Raw genomic sequence first — 14,860 nt, 5'->3', positions numbered from 1 at the left:
GGCCGGTTCGGCCGGGCCCTCAGCTGTGCCAGTCGGGCCTTCAGCTGTGCCAGACGGCCGCGACCTCGGCTGCGAGGCGGGATCCCTGGGCGTCGCCGGCCTCGATCGCGGCCTCCCAGCGGCCCATGTCGAAGACGTTCGGGCCGAGCGCGGCCAGGGTGTCCTCGTCCGGCGCGATCAGCGCGACCTTCGACCGCCGCCGCAGCGCCTCGATCTCGGCGGCCGGGGCGCCGTGCACGCGGACCGGCGCGAGCGGCGCCAGCACAACGATGCGGGCGCACTCGGCGGCCAGGTCGGCGTTGGTGCCCGAGCGCACCCCGCCGTCCATGTAGCGCCGGCCGTCGACGGTCACCGGCGGGAAGATCGCCGGGACCGCGCAGCTGGCCGCCACCGCGAGGTCGAGCGGCACCCCGGACGAACGGTCCCAGGCGATCGGATCGCCGGTGGCCGCCTCGACCGCCGCGATCACGAGCGGCCGGTCGGGCCACTCGTGCCGCGGCAGCCGGCGGGTGAGCGAGGCGACGTACTCCCGCTCGCCCACCACGTCGGCTTCCAGCGCCAGCCGGCCGACGGTCCGCCGGATCGTCGCCGGGTCCATGCTCTCGTCGGTGAGCGCCGCGAACGCTGCCGTGCCGCGTTCCCAGTCGGGGGCGATCGGCGGGCCCGCGTCGCCGAGCCGGGCCTCGATGCGCCGCGCGTCGAGCAGGTCGAGGCCCGAGGTGATCAGCGCGCCGGTGATCGACCCGGCCGACGTGCCCACCACCAGGTCGGCGCCGGTCAGGTCGACGCCGGCGGCCCGCAGGCCGGTGAGCACGCCGAGGTGCCAGGCGATGCCGGTGATGCCGCCGGCGCCGAGAACGAGAGCACTATCCATGATCTATGCGTAGCACGGGCTCCCTGTCAGGACCTTGAGTCGAGAACGATGCGGAACCGGGCGTCGCCGGCCATCATCCGCTCGTAGGCCTTCGGCGCCTCGGACAGCGGCATGATCTCGTTGGCCGAGCGCACGCCGTGCCGGACGGCGAAGGCCAGCGCGTCCTCGGTCTGGATCGCCGTGCCGACCATCGTGCCGTTGATCGCGCGGACCGGGAACAGCAGGTGTGCCGGGTCGACGGTCATCGGCTCGCCGCCGGCGCCGATCACCACGAGCCGGCCGTGCGCGGCCAGGCCGCCGACCAGCGCCGACATCGCGCCGCCGTTCGCGCCGGTGGCCAGGATCGCGTCCGCGCCGCCCAGCCGCCGCAGGGCCGCCGCCGGGTCCTCGGCCGTGCTGTCCACGTAGTCGTCCGCGCCCAGCGAGTCGGCGAGCGCGGCCTTGCCGGTGCCCCGGGCGATCGCGACGACCCGGTGGCCGAGACGGCTCGCGTACTGGACGGCAAGGTGGCCGAGACCGCCGAGGCCCTGCACCGCGACCAGCGAGCCGGGCCGCAGTCCGAGGTCGGTCAGGCCGCGGTAGACGGTGATCCCGGCGCACAGCAGGGGAGCGGCCTCGACCGCGCTCAGCTCGGCGGGCAGCCGGACCAGGCCACTGGCCCGGGCGTACACGATCTCGGCGTAGCCGCCGTCGACCGTGGTGCCGGTGGTCTGCTGGTCGGCGCAGTCGACGAAGTCGCCGCGGCGGCAGTGGTCGCACTCGTAGCAGGGTCCGTTGAGGAACCCGACGCCGGCCCGGTCGCCGGGCTTCCAGGCGCGCACCCCGGCCCCGACGGCGTCGACGACCCCGGCGATCTCGTGCCCCGGCACCATCGGAACGGCGGGGTCGGGCCGGAGCAGCCCGGCCACGGCGAGCAGGTCGCTGTGGCAGACGCCGCAGGCCTCGACCCGGATGCGGACCTCGCCGGGTCCGGGCTCGCGCAGCTCCCGCTCGACGAGCGCGAACTCGCCCTTCCCGGACACCTGGTAGGCGCGGTAGGTGGTGGTCATCGATGCCTCAGCCTTCGAACGTAAAAAGGATCTTGCCGGTACGGCCCGGCCGGTTGGCGTGCTCGAGGGCGCGCTCGTACTGGTCGAGGGGGTAGGTGGCCTCGACCGGGACGTACAGGGTGCCGTCGGCGACCAGCCCGGCGAGCTCGGCGTACACACGCTCGATCTCGGCCCGCGGCGTGGCGGCCAGCCAGTTGCCGATCCACAGGCCGCGGTGGGCGAGGCCGCCGAAGACCAGCGGGCCGAGCGGCAGCCGCGGGCTCTCGCCGGTGACGGCCGAGTAGGAGACCAGTGTGCCGCCGGGGGCGAGCGCACCGGCCAGCACGTCGCCGCCCGGGCCGCCCACGCCGTCGAAGGCCAGCCGGGGCCGCTCGGCGATGCTCAGGTCCGGGCCGTCGACCAGCACGTCGTCGGCGCCCAGCGCGCGCAGCTCGTCGGCCACCTCGGCGCGGCGCACGATGCTCAGCGTCCGTACGCCGGCGTGCTTGGCGAGGGCGATGACCGAGCGGCCGACCCCGGAGTTGCCGAGGTTCTGGGCGACCCACTCGCCCGGTCGCAGCGTGACGTAGTCGTTGAGCAGCAGGTACGCGGTGAGCGGGTTGATCGACAGCATGGACAGCTGATGGCCGTCGACGCCCTCGGGCACCGTCACCGTATTGCCGGCCGGCACCACGACCTGGTCGCCGAAGACACCCTGCCGGTAAGGGCTGATCACAACAACCCGCTTACCGGTGAGCGCGGCGGCGTTCTCGCCGGCCCGCACCACGCGGCCGACACCCTCGGCGCCGAGCACCGCCGGGAGCTGCGGCTGGATCGGGTACCAGCCGTTGGCGAACAGGGTCTCGACCGGGTTGATCGGGGCCGCCTCCATCGCGACGAGCACGTCGTCCGGCCCGACGGTGAGGTCGGGGTCCTTGACCAGGCCGGCGGTGTGCGTGGGGTCGCCGAGCGCGGAGATGACTAGTTGGCTCATGGCCTAGCCCTTCTGGCTATTCTTGGAAGACGCTTACAGCAACGGCAACGTATCATCGCCTTGTAAGCGGCTACAACGGGTAGCCCCGCATGAAAGAATGTGACCATGGCAACCGGGATCGTCGACCTTCTCAACTCCCGGCCGTACGCGAACCTCCCCGACAAGCTCGACGACCCCGGGACGGCCCAGGTCGTGCTGCGTCCGTTCGGGCAGGAGGGCCCGCCGCCGGCCGCGCGGATCGAGCAGGTCCGGGCGGTGCGGGACGCGCTGGTGGCGCTGGCCGGCGAGGGTGGCGACTGGGCCGACCTGACGGCCCGCCTCTCGGCGGCGACCTTCGGCTACGACTTCGACGACGGCGTACGCCTGCGGCAGGTCACCGGCGATCCCGTGCTCGGCCGCATCGCGCAGGAGGTCGCCGCCCTGGTCACGGCGGGCAACTGGACCCGGCTGCGCCTGTGCGCCAACGACGAGTGCCGCGAGGCCTTCTACGACAACACCCGCAGCCGTACGCGCCGCTGGCACTCCTACGAGTACTGCGGCAACAAGGTGAACGTCGCCGCCCACCGCGCCCGGGGCAAGTGATGCCGCGCGTCGTCGAGCTGTGGCGCTACCCGCTCAAGAGCGCCCGCGGCGAGCCGCTGACCGAGGCGAGGGTGGAGACGACGGGTCTCGCCGGCGACCGCGAGTGGGCCTGCGTCGACCCCGGCGACGGCACGGTCGGCAGCGCCAAACACCCTCGCCGCTGGGGCCGCCTGCTCTCCGTCGGCGCCCGAGCGGAGGACGACGACCTGGTCGTCCGCATCGGCGCCGAGCAGTTCCGCGCCGCCGGGGCCGAGGCCGCGCTGGCCCGCCACCTCGACCGCCCGGTGCGGCTGACCCGCGAGGTGCCGCCCGGCGCCCGGCTGCACCGCACCCTGCCCGGCGTCGACGGCATGGTCCCCGACTGGATGGCCGGCCTGCGCCCGGGCGAGGACACGGTCACCGACGTGGGTGGCGGTGGCGCGGGCGGTTTCGTCGATTTCGCCCCGGTCCACCTGGTCACGACGGGCGCGCTGGCCCGGCTCGGCGCGGCGGCCGTCCGCTTCCGCCCCAACATCGTGCTCGACGCCGCGGACGACCCGGAGCCCGGCACCGAGCTCCGCCTGGGCGATGCGGTGCTCCGCACGATGTCCCCGACACCGCGCTGCGTAGTCCCGAGCCTGGATCACGGCCCCGGCGCGCCGCCCGACGCCGATGTGCTGCGCACACTGGCCCGCCGCTACCGGATGCCGGTCGCCGGCCTCGGCAAGGCCGCCTGCTTCGGCGTCTACGCCGAGGTCCTCCAGCCCGGCGACCTCCGGCTGGGCGGCAGCTAGCTCGCTGGGGATGGCTGGGTCGGACCCGGTGAAGTACAGTTTTCTGTACGTCATGGGGAGTGGATATGCGAACGGTGAACTTCACCCAGTTGCGGCAGAATCTCGCCGCTGAGCTCGACAGCGTTGTCGACGATGCCGAGGAGCTGGTGGTGACCCGCTCGGGGCACGAGCCGGTGGTGATCCTCCCGCTGGCGGAGTACGAGTCCATGAAGGAGACGGAGTACCTGCTCCGCAGCCCTGGCAACGCGGCGGCGTTGCGCCGGTCGATCGCTGAGCTGGACCGTGGCGAAGGCGTCGAGCGGGACCTCACCGACCCATCGGCGGCGCAGGACGTCGCGTGAGGCTGATCTTCTCGGAGACCGCCTGGTCGCAGTATCTCAGTCATACGGATCGGAAGCTGGTCAAACGGATCAACGATCTGATCGAGGACATCATGCGCAACGGGTATCGGGGCATCGGCAAGCCGGAGGCCCTTCGCGGGGAGCTGTCCGGGCTCTGGTCGCGGCGCATCGACCAGGAGCATCGGCTGGTGTACCGGATCAAGGGCGGCGACGTGGAGATCGTCGCCTGCCGGTACCACTACGGCACGCGCTAGCTGGTCCACCCCCGGCGCGAGGTCAAGGGAGCAGGGGGCGCCACCAGGACGGGTTGTCGCGGTACCAGCGGATCGTGGCGGAGAGGCCGGAGGCGAACTCGGTGCGGGGGCGCCAGCCCAGCTCGCGGCGGATCTTGTCGTCGTCGAGGGCGTGGCGGTGGTCGTGGCCCTTGCCGTCGTCGAGCAGCTCGAGGGCGTCGCGGCCCGCGCCGAGCTCGGTCAGGATCATCGTGGCCAGGTCGCGGTCGGCCAGCTCGACGCTGCCGCCGATGTGGTAGACCTCGCCGGCCCGGCCCTCGAGCAGGGCGAGGGCGATGCCGCGGCAGTGGTCGGCTACGTGCAGCCAGTCGCGCACGCGGGTGCCGTCGCCGGCCAGCCGGGCCGTGCGGCTGTCCAGCAGGGCCGTCACGAGGCCGGGGACGGTCTGGGCAGGGTCCTGGTAGGGGCCGTAGTTGTCGCTGCTCCTCGTGACGACCACGGGCAGGCCGTGGGTGCGGTGGTAGGCGAGGGCCATGAGGTCGGCGCCGGCCTTCGCGGCGGCGGCGGGGGTGGTGGGGGCGACCGCAGAGCGCTCGGTCCACGCGCCGGTGTCGATCGAGCCGTACACCTCGTCGGTGGAAATATGGATAAAACGGGAAATGTCCTGGCGGAGTGCCGCTTCGAGCAGGACCTGGATGGCGTGGACATCGGCGCCGGCGGGGGCGGACGCAAAGTGCACGATGGCGGAGTGACCGCGCAGGGCGGCTGCGACCACTGGGGCGTCGGACACGTCGGCGGGGACGAAGTCGAGGCGCCTGCTCTCCGCCACGGCGCTCAGGTTCGCGAAGCTCGAGGCGTACGAAATCTTGTCGAGAACCGTGACCGAGGCGCCCTCGAGGCCCGGCAGGCGGTCGGCGAGAACCGCCCGCACGAAGTGCGAGCCGATGAACCCGGCGCCGCCGGTGACCATGAGCCTCATCGCCCCGCGAGTCTATCCGCGGCTCCGCGGCGGCCACCCGATCCGGTGACCTGGCCGTGGCCCGCGGTGCCGGGGAGCGTGGCCCGCAGTGCCGGGGAATGCGCGAGTGGTGACTGCCAATGGGTGCCCGATGAGGCTAGTGTTTCGTCATGGAACGGCGAATTTTCGGCCTCGAGACCGAGTACGGCGTCACGTGTACTTATCGGGGGCAGCGGCGGCTGTCACCGGACGAGGTGGCCCGCTACCTGTTCCGCCGAGTGGTGTCCTGGGGGCGCAGCAGCAACGTCTTTCTCCGCAACGGTGCCCGGCTCTACCTCGACGTCGGTTCCCATCCTGAGTACGCGACACCCGAGTGCGACTCCGTGACCGACCTGGTCGCCCACGACCGGGCCGGCGAGCGGATCCTGGAGGGCCTGCTGGTCGACGCCGAGAAAAGGCTGCACGACGAGGGGATCGCGGGCGAGATCTACCTGTTCAAGAACAACACCGACTCCGCGGGCAACTCGTACGGCTGCCACGAGAACTACCTGGTCTCCCGTCATGGCGAGTTCGGCCGGCTGGCCGACGTGCTCATCCCGTTCCTGGTCACCCGGCAGCTGATCTGCGGCGCCGGCAAGGTCCTGCAGACGCCGCGCGGCGCGGTCTTCTGCCTCTCGCAGCGCGCCGAGCACATCTGGGAGGGCGTCTCCAGCGCCACCACCCGCTCGCGCCCGATCATCAACACCCGCGACGAGCCGCACGCCGACGCCGAGCGGTACCGCCGCCTCCACGTGATCGTCGGCGACTCGAACATGAACGAGGTCACCACCCTGCTCAAGGTGGGGTCGGCCGACATCGTGCTGCGGATGATCGAGGCCGGCGTGGTCATGCGCGACCTCTCCCTGGAAAACCCGATCCGGGCGATCCGCGAGGTCAGCCACGACGTCACCGGCCGCCGCAAGATCCGCCTGGCCAACAACAAGGAGGTCTCGGCCCTCGAGATCCAGCAGGAGTACCTCGCGAAGGCCACGGAGTTCGTCGAGCGGCGCGGCGGCGACCAGACCGCCAAGCGGGTCGTCGAGCTGTGGGGCCGGGTGCTCAACGCGATCGAGAGCGGCGACCTCGACCCGGTCTCCCGCGAGATCGACTGGGTGTCGAAGTACAAGCTGATCGAGCGGTACCAGGCCAAGCACGAGATCCCGATGTCCCACCCGCGGATCGCCCAGCTCGACCTCGCCTACCACGACGTGCGCCGGGGCCGCGGCCTCTACGCGCTGATGGAGAAGCGCAAGCAGGTCGACCGGATCGCCAACGACCTGGAGATCTTCGAGGCCAAGGAGACGCCGCCGCAGACCACGCGGGCCCGGCTGCGCGGCGAGTTCATCAAGCACGCGCAGGAGAAGCGGCGCGACTTCACCGTCGACTGGGTGCACCTCAAGCTCAACGACCAGGCCCAGCGCACCGTCCTGTGCAAAGACCCCTTCCGCGCGTACGACGAGCGGGTGGAGCGGCTGATCGCCAGTATGTAGAGCTATTGTGGCCGGGCTATGGACAAGCCCGAACGCACCGCCGAGGACGTTCTCTGGGGCCGGGTGCAGCGCAAACGCGACCGCATCCGGGCCGAGATCCAGCGCAACCGCGCCGGCGGCCACAAGATCCCCACGTGGGCGATGGCCGCCGTCCTCGGCGCGGCTCTGCTCGGCTGGCTCTGGCTGATCTTGGCGCGGTAAGAGGAGCGGCAAGAGCGACGGCACGGTAAAGCAACCCGGTAGCACCCGCTCCCGCAACCGGGACCGGGAAATCTGGACGGGTGAAGCGATACGCCGTGCTCGCCGCCGTTGCGATCGCCGCGTACCAGCTCATCCCCGCCGACGGGTGGTGGACCAGCGGCTGGCAGCTGGCCATCGGGTACCTCGGCGTCGCCGGCATCCTGGCCGGCACCCACCGCCTGCCCCGCCGTGACCGGCTGCCCTGGTGGTGCTTCGCGTTCGGCGTCGGCGCCAACGTCACCGGCATCCCCGTCTCGATCTACTGCGTCGACGTGCTCGGCTGGCAGGGCCTGCCCACCCCCGCCGACCCGCTGTTCCTGCTGCTGTACCCGGCCTGCGCGCTCGGTCTGGCACTGCTGATCCGCCGGCGGGAGCCGCGCCGGAACCGGACCGCGGTCGTGGACGCCGCGACCATCACCACCGGGCTCGGTCTGCTCGCCTGGGTGTACGTGATCAAACCGGCGACCCTCGGGCAGGACATCGACATGCTCGGGCGCGCCGTGCAGGCCGCGTACCCGATCGGTGATCTTCTGCTGCTCGCCATGATGACCCGCCTGTTGCGCGGCGGCGGCCGCCGCGGTGCCCCGTTCTGGTGGATCACCGGCTCGCTCGGCGCGTTCCTGCTCGGCGACACCGCCTGGGTGGTGGTCGGCAGCATTCCGCAGATCGGCGCCCAGGTCGAGAAGATCCAGTGGTTCAGCCGCTCGATCGACATGGTGTTCCTGGTCGCGTTCGTGCTGTTCGGTCTCGGCGCGCTGCACAACGAGGCCCGGGAGGTCGGCGCCGCCGCGTCCCCCGAGCCCGTCCGGCTCGGCCGGATTCAGCTCGCGCTGCTCGCCGCGGCCTCGCTGATCGCGCCCGGCCTGCTCGCCGTCCAGCTCGCGCAGGGGCGGGTCCGCGACGGCTGGGCCATCGTGATCGGCTGCACGGTGCTGTTCCTGCTGGTGGTGCTGCGGATGGCGCAGCTCGTGCGGGAGGTCGAGCGGCGGGCCGCCCAGGTGCGCGACCTGGCCCGTCGTGACGAGCTGACCGGCCTGCCCAACCGCCGGGTCTGGAACGAGGACCTGCCCCGGGCCCTCGAGTTCGCCCGTCGCGACCGGCGGCCGATGAGCGTGGCCCTGCTCGACCTCGACCACTTCAAGCTGTTCAACGACACGTTCGGCCATCCCGCCGGGGACCGGCTGCTCAAGGAGGCGTCGGCGGCCTGGCACGGTGCGCTGCGGGCGGTCGACCTGCTGGCCCGCTACGGCGGCGAGGAGTTCGTCGTGCTGCTGCCCGACGCCGACGAGGGCGAGGCGCGGGAGATCATGGAGCGGGTGCTGGCCGCGACGCCGCAGGAGCAGACCTTCTCGGCGGGCATCGCGGTGTGGGACGGCGACGAGACCCCGGACCAGCTGGTCGCACGGGCCGACGCGGCGCTCTACGCGGCCAAGAACGCGGGCCGTAACCGGGTAACCGTCTAGTCAGAGCAATGCCGCCGCGTGCCGGCCGGCGGCCGCCGCGGCCAGGAAGTAGGCCTTGTCCTGGTCCAGGCCGCGTCCCATGGTGGACAGGCCGACCGGGCTCGCGCGCAGCGCCTCGTCCAGGCCGTCGACCGGGACGCGGACCAGGCGGTGTCGTGCGCCGAGCGGCGCGAGCGCGGCGTCGATCTCGGCGGCCAGGCGGGGCTCGAGGCCGTCCGGCACCGGCAGGTCCGCGGGGAGCAGAGCCACTTTCCCGTACGCCGTGAGCGAGTGATGGGAGACGCCGCGGTGCCGGGGCCGGCCGTCGCCGTCCGACACCCGCAGGGAGCCGACCGGGCGCCCGCCGAGGATCGCGGCCGCGTTGACCGCCTCGCCCAGCGCCACCCCGGAGAAGCCCCAGGGCGTGCCCGTGCCGAGATTGCCCGGGCCCTGCGCGACGATCGCCACCTCCGCGCCGAGCACGTGGCGGGCCGCGAGCAGGCCGGTGTGCACGGTGCTCGCCTCCAGGTCGCCGCCGAACGCCTGGCCGGTCGTGATCGTCCCCGCGAGGTGGCCGCGCAGCCCGTCCAGGGTGCGGGAGAACCACGCGGGAAGCGCCCCGCCGTCCGTCATGACGTACACAATCGTGGTCTTGGGCTTGTCGGCTCTTATGCCGGCGAGGATGGCCGGGAGCGCGGAGTGGAGATCGGCCGTGACCACGGGCATGCCGTCGAGCGAGACGGCCGCCTCCATGATCGCCCGGTGCGGGGAGGCCTCCTCGTCGACGCCGAGCCGGATGGCCTGCAGCGGCGTGTAGCGGGCCTTGACCAGGTGACCCCGCTCGCGGGTGGTGCCGTCGTCGGCCGGGTCCTCCGGCAGCCGGTCGGGGATGGCCACGACCAGCGCGTAACCCCCGGTGCCCAGGCCCATGACCAGCGCGCCGACGTTCAGCAGCACGCGATCGCCCACTCGCGGCTCGCCGACCAGCGCGGGATAGGCGAGCGCCCGCAGCACGCCGTCGTCCGTCGCCACGTCAAGCTCGGCCGCGCCGTGCCAGGTGCGGCGGATCGCCTGAACCGTCCCGGACCGCCAGCGCACCATGACCGGCGAATCTACTCGACTCCGCCGTCCACGTGACTGCGACCGGCCGTGCCCCGGGTCGGGTCGAGGAACACGTACCGGATCGCGGGATAGCGGGTCCGGAGCCGGACCTCGGCGTCGTCGGAGGCCTGCTCGATCTCGCCGCCGCTCACCTCGTCCACGAAGTCGACCTTGGCGGCGACCAGGATCTCGTCGGGGCCCAGCTGCATCGTCAGCAGCGTCGGCACCGCCACCACGATCGGGATGCTCGCGATGTCCTCGGCGATCTGGTTGTGGATGCGGCGCGGCACCGAGCGGCCCACCAGCAGCGACACGTTGCTGCGGGCCAGGATCGCGGCCACCAGGAACAGCAGGACGCCGATCGCCACCGAGGCGATGCCGTCCCAGAGCTCGTCGCCGGTCATCTCGGTGAGTATCAGGCCGAGCGCGGCCAGGACCAGGCCGACCAGCGCCGCCGAGTCCTCGAAGTAGACCGCCTTCACCGTGGTGTCGGGGGTCAGCCGCAGGAAGCGGGAGCGGCTCACGCCCCAGCGCCGCGACTCGCCGGCCACCTGGCGCTGCGCGCGCAGGAACGAGGTGCCCTCGGCCACGAACGAGATCGCCAGCACGAGGTACGACCAGAGGAACTCGCCGCTCGGCTCGTCCGCGACGATCGCCGTGATGCCGTGGTAGATCGAGAAGCCGGCGCCGCCCACGAACGTGAACAGCGCCGCGATGAACGCCCAGACGAAGCTCTCCTTGCCGTGCCCGAACGGGTGCTGCTCGTCGGCCGGTTGCTTGCCGCGCACCAGCGCCACGTACAGGAAGATCTCGGTGATCGTGTCGGCGAACGAGTGGGCCGCCTCGGAGAGCATCGCCGAGGAGCCGGAGAACAGTCCCGCCGCGAGCTTGGCGATGGCGATCGCCAGGTTGGCCGCGCCGGCCAGGATGACCGTGCCGATGCTTTCGCTCTCCGCCTCTTCGGGCGCACCGGGCACGTCGAGTGCCTCGGCGCCCGCGAGGCCGGGGGTTCGCTCCGATGTCACACCGATCATCCTTCCCCGGGCAGGTCACGAAATAACAGTGCGGGCCTTCCTGCTGCTAGCGTTGCCTCTCGTGTCGCGGACCCGCACCGAGCGCCTGGTCAATCTCGTGATCTGCCTGCTGTCCACGCGACGGTTCCTCACCGCCGCGCAGATCGCCGCGACCGTGCCGGGTTACGAGCACGACCCCGAGGACCCCCGCGACCACGAGGCCTTCCAGCGCAAGTTCGAGCGGGACAAGGCCGAGCTGCGCGAGCTGGGTGTGCCGCTGGAGACGGGCACGGCCAGCGTATTCGACCAGGAGCCGGGCTATCGCATCGCGCACCGCGAGTACGCGCTGCCCGACATCATCCTCGAGCCCGACGAGGCGGCCGCGGTCGGTATCGCGGCTCGCCTCTGGCAGCACGCCGGCCTCGCCGCGGCCGCCTCCTCCGGGCTGGCCAAGCTGCGCGCCGCCGGCGTCGAGGTCGACCCGCAGGCCACCCTCGGCGTCGAGCCGGTGGTCACGGTCGACCCCGCCTTCGGGCCGCTGACCAGTGCGGCGCGTGACCGGCGTGCGGTCACGTTCAGCTACCGGGTGCCCGAGGTCGACGAGGCCGCCACCCGCCGGCTCGAACCGTGGGGCGTCGTCTGCTGGCGCGGCCGGTGGTACGTGGTCGGCCACGACCGCGACCGGGACGCCACCCGCTGCTTCCGGCTCTCCCGCATCGTCGGCAGCGTCCGGCCGGTCGGCCGCCGGGACGCCTTCGTCCCGCCGGAGTCCGTCGACCTGATCAGCCACGTCGCGGGCTGGGACGGGCCGCGGCAGTGGAACGGGCGGGCGATCGTCGTGGCCCGCCATGGCCGTGCGGCGGGCCTGCGCCGATGGGCGGTTTCCACCCAGCCGGGTCCGTCCGGGGATCGGCTCACGGTTCCTTACGCGGACGCGGAGCGGATCGCCTCGACCCTGGCCGGGTACGGGCCCGACGTCTTCGTCGAGGGGCCGCCCGAGGTGCGGGACGCGGTGATCCAGCAGCTCAAGGAGGTCATGGCCCGGCACGAGGGTGTGGTGGCGGCATGACCGGGCCTCGAACGTCGGTCGACCGCCTCGGCCGGCTGCTGAATCTCGTTCCGTACCTGATCGCGCGCCCGGGGATCCTGGTCTCGGAGGCCGCGGCCGACCTCGGCATCAGCGACAAACAGCTGCGCGAGGACCTCGAGCTGCTCTGGGTGTGCGGCCTGCCCGGGTACGGGCCCGGCGACCTCATCGACATGGCGCTCGACGGCGACCGAATCACGATCAGCCATGACGCCGGCATCGACCGGCCGCTGAAGCTGACCCCGGACGAGGCGCTCGCCCTGGTGGTGGCCCTGCGGATGCTCGCCGAGACGCCCGGCACCGGCAACCGCGACGTGATCGAGCGGGCCCTCGCCAAGATCGAGAGCGCGGCCGGCGACCTCGCCGACGCCCCGGTGGCGGTCAAGCTGCCGGCCAACGCCGAGAAGCTCGACCAGGTGCGGGCCGCGGTCGAGGGCGGGCACGCGCTGCGGATGACCTACTACACGGCCGCCCGGGACGAGACCACCGAGCGGGTCGTCGACCCGATGCGGGTGCTGATGGTCGGCGGCCGGGCGTACCTGGAGGCCTGGTGCCGGCGCGCCGAGGCCACCCGGATGTTCCGGGTCGACCGCATCGACGCGTTCACCGAGCTGGACGAGCCGTCGGCGCCGCCGCCCTCGGCCGCGCCACAGGACGTGAGCGACGGCGTCTTCAAGCCCACCCCCGACCTGCCGCTGATGACCCTGCGGGTGGGCCGGCACAGCCGCTGGATCACCGAGTACTACCCGGTCGAGGAGGTGCGCCGGGACGGCGCCGAGTGGGTGGTGACCATGCGGATCACCGACCTGGGCTGGGCGCAGCGGCTGCTGCTCGGCCTCGGCCCGGACGTCACCGTGATCGGCCCGCCCGAGTTGCTCGAGCGGATCCGGCGGCAGGCCACGGCCGCGCTCGACCAGTACAGCTCGCCCGCCCGGTAGGGTGTCCGGCGTGCTGCTCTGGGTCTGGATCGCCGTGGTCGTGGTCGCAGTGGTCATCCTGGTCGCGGCGGCGATGCCGCTGCTGGGCCGGCTCGGTGGCCTGCGCCGGGCCGCGCTCAAGCTGCAACGCCGCCAGGAAGAGGCGCTCAAGCTGCAGGAGAAGGCGCTCGTCCTCCAGGAGACCGTCCTCGAGGTGCAGCAACGCGCCGAGGCGGTGCAGGCCGGGCTGGCACGCATCACTAATCGTCAATAATCTTTACAGATTGTGTGCGCGCCGGTAACGTGCGGCGTTCCTTCCCTGTTGTCCAAGACTTCGCGGGTGGGTGCAGAATCCCAAGGGTCCCGGTGGGCTACTTCACCGGATTTGACACGTACGATGGACCCCGCACACCTGATCCGACCGACTGGAGTTCTCCCATGGGTGCCCTCAAACCATGGCACATCGCCATCTTCGTGGTTGTCCTCGTGCTGCTGTTCGGCGCGAAGCGGCTTCCCGACGCCGCCCGGTCGCTCGGCCGGTCGCTGCGCATCATCAAGGCGGAGACCAAGGGCCTCATCGACGAGAACAGCGACGTCGCGGAGAAGGCCGAGCCGCCGTACTCGCGCACGCCGCTGCAGGGCGACGTCCAGCCGCCCCAAACTGGGCAGGCACAGGGTTACCAGCCGCCGCCGGCTCCGCAGCAGCAATACCAGCAGCCGCCGGCGCAGCCGTACGTCGACCCGGTGCAGCGCACCAACGACCGCTGACCCGGAACGATGGCACTCGCCCTTCGCCGCCGCCAGGGGCCCAGCAAGTTCGAGCAGGCCGCCGACGGCTCGATGACGCTGATCGAGCACATCCGGGAGCTTCGTAACCGGTTGTTCTGGGCGTCACTCGGCATCGTCGGTGGGCTGATCGTCGGGTTCATCATCTCCCGGTGGACGTTCCACATGCTCAGCCAGCCGTACTGCGGGCTGGACACGTCCTGGGTGCGAAACCCGATCAGCGGCAAGCTCGAGTGCCGCTTCATCACGCTCGGCGTCGGTGACCAGCTGATCCTCCGGCTGAAGATCGCGCTCTGGGTCGGTCTCGTGCTGGGCGCGCCCGTCTGGCTGTACAACCTCTGGGCGTTCATCGCGCCGGGCCTGCACAAGCACGAGCGCAAGTGGGCGTACATCTTCGTCGCGATCGCCGCTCCGCTGTTCATCGGCGGCGCCGTGCTGGCCTTCTTCGTGGTCAAGCACAGCCTCGCCTTCATCATGGACGCGGGCGTCATCGGCGGTACCACGCAGCTCGAGGTGACGGCGTACATATCGTTCGTCACCAGCATGATCCTGCTGTTCGGCGTGGCGTTCGAGTTCCCGCTGATCCTGCTGATGCTGAACTTCACCGGGGTCGTCACCGGCCGGCGCCTGCTGAGCTGGTGGCGGATCGTGATCTTCCTGTCGTTCGCGTTCGCCGCGATCGCCACCCCCGACCCCGGCCCGTTCGGCATGACGCTGCTCGCCGCCTGCATGTCCCTGCTGTACTTCATCGCCGTCTTCATCGCGATGATCAACGACAAGCGCAAGGGTCGTGGCCGGGAGATCTACGCCGACCTCGACGACGACACGATCTCGCCGCTCGAGGACGACCGCGTGCCGGTCGGCGCCGCCGACCCGATCGAGGCGGCCAGCACGATCGACCCGCCGACACCGGTGCACAAGCCGCTGCCGCTCGAGGGCCGTTTCGACGACATGACGTAGTA

At 71.9% G+C, this 14,860-nt stretch carries 18 protein-coding genes; 12 read left to right on the top strand and 6 right to left on the bottom strand.

Annotation, left to right across the window (positions count from 1 at the left end; translation table 11 throughout):
* Positions 1-40: 40 nt before the first annotated feature.
* The 3 genes from A3CQ_RS0150350 to A3CQ_RS0150340 are packed head-to-tail and all read right to left on the bottom strand — an operon-like array spanning position 41 to position 2,896.
* Complete coding sequence (locus A3CQ_RS0150350; RefSeq protein ID WP_020518597.1) at positions 41-874, bottom strand: patatin-like phospholipase family protein; 834 nt, start codon at positions 872-874, stop codon at positions 41-43.
* Between the two features lie 26 nt (positions 875-900).
* Complete coding sequence (locus A3CQ_RS0150345) at positions 901-1,923, bottom strand: alcohol dehydrogenase catalytic domain-containing protein (RefSeq protein WP_020518596.1); 1,023 nt, start codon at positions 1,921-1,923, stop codon at positions 901-903.
* 7 nt (positions 1,924-1,930) lie between these two features.
* Positions 1,931-2,896, bottom strand: a complete 966-nt coding sequence (locus A3CQ_RS0150340) for a zinc-dependent alcohol dehydrogenase family protein (protein WP_020518595.1) — start codon at positions 2,894-2,896, stop codon at positions 1,931-1,933.
* Positions 2,897-3,001: 105 nt separating this feature from the next.
* Here A3CQ_RS0150340 and A3CQ_RS58415 point away from each other — a divergent pair, with 105 nt between their 5' ends.
* The 4 genes from A3CQ_RS58415 (at position 3,002) to A3CQ_RS0150320 (ending at position 4,846) form a co-directional block, all read left to right on the top strand.
* Positions 3,002-3,478, top strand: coding sequence for a CGNR zinc finger domain-containing protein (locus A3CQ_RS58415; protein WP_020518594.1), 477 nt, complete (start codon positions 3,002-3,004; stop codon positions 3,476-3,478).
* Positions 3,478-4,251, top strand: a complete 774-nt coding sequence (locus A3CQ_RS0150330; protein ID WP_020518593.1) for an MOSC domain-containing protein — start codon at positions 3,478-3,480, stop codon at positions 4,249-4,251. The genes A3CQ_RS58415 and A3CQ_RS0150330 overlap by 1 nt, the downstream gene beginning before the upstream one ends.
* A 65-nt stretch (positions 4,252-4,316) precedes the next feature.
* A complete protein-coding gene (locus tag A3CQ_RS0150325; RefSeq protein WP_026207112.1) occupies positions 4,317-4,592 on the top strand; it encodes a type II toxin-antitoxin system Phd/YefM family antitoxin in 276 nt (91 codons plus the stop codon).
* The gene (locus A3CQ_RS0150320; protein WP_020518591.1) at positions 4,589-4,846 is read left to right on the top strand and encodes a Txe/YoeB family addiction module toxin; all 258 of its coding nucleotides are present in this window, start codon (positions 4,589-4,591) and stop codon (positions 4,844-4,846) included. The genes A3CQ_RS0150325 and A3CQ_RS0150320 overlap by 4 nt, the downstream gene beginning before the upstream one ends.
* Positions 4,847-4,868: 22 nt before the next feature.
* On the opposite strand, the gene A3CQ_RS0150315 is transcribed toward A3CQ_RS0150320, so the two are convergent.
* Positions 4,869-5,804 (bottom strand): dTDP-glucose 4,6-dehydratase, encoded by a 936-nt coding sequence (locus A3CQ_RS0150315; RefSeq protein ID WP_026207111.1) that lies wholly within the window; start codon positions 5,802-5,804, stop codon positions 4,869-4,871.
* 149 nt (positions 5,805-5,953) lie between these two features.
* On the opposite strand from A3CQ_RS0150315, the gene pafA reads away from it, so the two are divergent.
* The 3 genes from pafA to A3CQ_RS0150300 all read left to right on the top strand — a co-directional run bounded on the left by pafA (position 5,954) and on the right by A3CQ_RS0150300 (position 9,015).
* Positions 5,954-7,312, top strand: coding sequence for a Pup--protein ligase (gene pafA, locus A3CQ_RS0150310; protein ID WP_020518589.1), 1,359 nt, complete (start codon positions 5,954-5,956; stop codon positions 7,310-7,312).
* An 18-nt stretch (positions 7,313-7,330) separates the two neighbouring features.
* Positions 7,331-7,513: a hypothetical protein gene (locus A3CQ_RS0150305; protein WP_020518588.1), complete on the top strand. Its 183-nt coding sequence runs from the start codon at positions 7,331-7,333 to the stop codon at positions 7,511-7,513.
* Between the two features lie 80 nt (positions 7,514-7,593).
* Entirely contained in the window at positions 7,594-9,015 is a 1,422-nt protein-coding gene (locus A3CQ_RS0150300) for a GGDEF domain-containing protein (RefSeq protein WP_245577696.1), read from the top strand.
* On the opposite strand, the gene A3CQ_RS0150295 is transcribed toward A3CQ_RS0150300, so the two are convergent.
* Both A3CQ_RS0150295 and A3CQ_RS0150290 read right to left on the bottom strand, forming a co-directional pair.
* Positions 9,016-10,095 (bottom strand): DUF3866 family protein, encoded by a 1,080-nt coding sequence (locus A3CQ_RS0150295; protein WP_020518586.1) that lies wholly within the window; start codon positions 10,093-10,095, stop codon positions 9,016-9,018.
* 11 nt (positions 10,096-10,106) lie between these two features.
* A complete protein-coding gene (locus tag A3CQ_RS0150290; protein ID WP_020518585.1) occupies positions 10,107-11,129 on the bottom strand; it encodes a cation diffusion facilitator family transporter in 1,023 nt (340 codons plus the stop codon).
* A 61-nt stretch (positions 11,130-11,190) separates the two neighbouring features.
* Between A3CQ_RS0150290 and A3CQ_RS0150285 the strand changes: the two genes are divergently transcribed.
* The 5 genes from A3CQ_RS0150285 to tatC all read left to right on the top strand — a co-directional run bounded on the left by A3CQ_RS0150285 (position 11,191) and on the right by tatC (position 14,858).
* Complete coding sequence (locus A3CQ_RS0150285; RefSeq protein WP_026207109.1) at positions 11,191-12,177, top strand: helix-turn-helix transcriptional regulator; 987 nt, start codon at positions 11,191-11,193, stop codon at positions 12,175-12,177.
* The gene (locus A3CQ_RS0150280) at positions 12,174-13,133 is read left to right on the top strand and encodes a helix-turn-helix transcriptional regulator (RefSeq protein ID WP_020518583.1); all 960 of its coding nucleotides are present in this window, start codon (positions 12,174-12,176) and stop codon (positions 13,131-13,133) included. Before A3CQ_RS0150285 ends, A3CQ_RS0150280 begins: the two co-directional genes overlap by 4 nt.
* A 10-nt stretch (positions 13,134-13,143) precedes the next feature.
* Complete coding sequence (locus tag A3CQ_RS0150275) at positions 13,144-13,386, top strand: hypothetical protein (protein ID WP_026207108.1); 243 nt, start codon at positions 13,144-13,146, stop codon at positions 13,384-13,386.
* A gap of 164 nt (positions 13,387-13,550) precedes the next feature.
* The gene (tatA, locus tag A3CQ_RS0150270) at positions 13,551-13,880 is read left to right on the top strand and encodes a Sec-independent protein translocase subunit TatA (RefSeq protein WP_020518581.1); all 330 of its coding nucleotides are present in this window, start codon (positions 13,551-13,553) and stop codon (positions 13,878-13,880) included.
* A gap of 9 nt (positions 13,881-13,889) precedes the next feature.
* Positions 13,890-14,858 carry a twin-arginine translocase subunit TatC gene (tatC, locus tag A3CQ_RS0150265; RefSeq protein WP_020518580.1) on the top strand — a complete coding sequence of 323 codons (969 nt, stop codon included), beginning with the start codon at positions 13,890-13,892 and terminating at the stop codon, positions 14,856-14,858.
* The last annotated feature ends 2 nt before the right edge of the window (positions 14,859-14,860 follow it).

Source organism: Paractinoplanes globisporus DSM 43857 (assembly GCF_000379645.1).
GTDB classification, from domain to species: domain Bacteria; phylum Actinomycetota; class Actinomycetes; order Mycobacteriales; family Micromonosporaceae; genus Actinoplanes; species Actinoplanes globisporus.
Note: the sequence above shows the minus strand (reverse complement) of the source record. Positions and strands in the feature narration are given on the sequence as shown.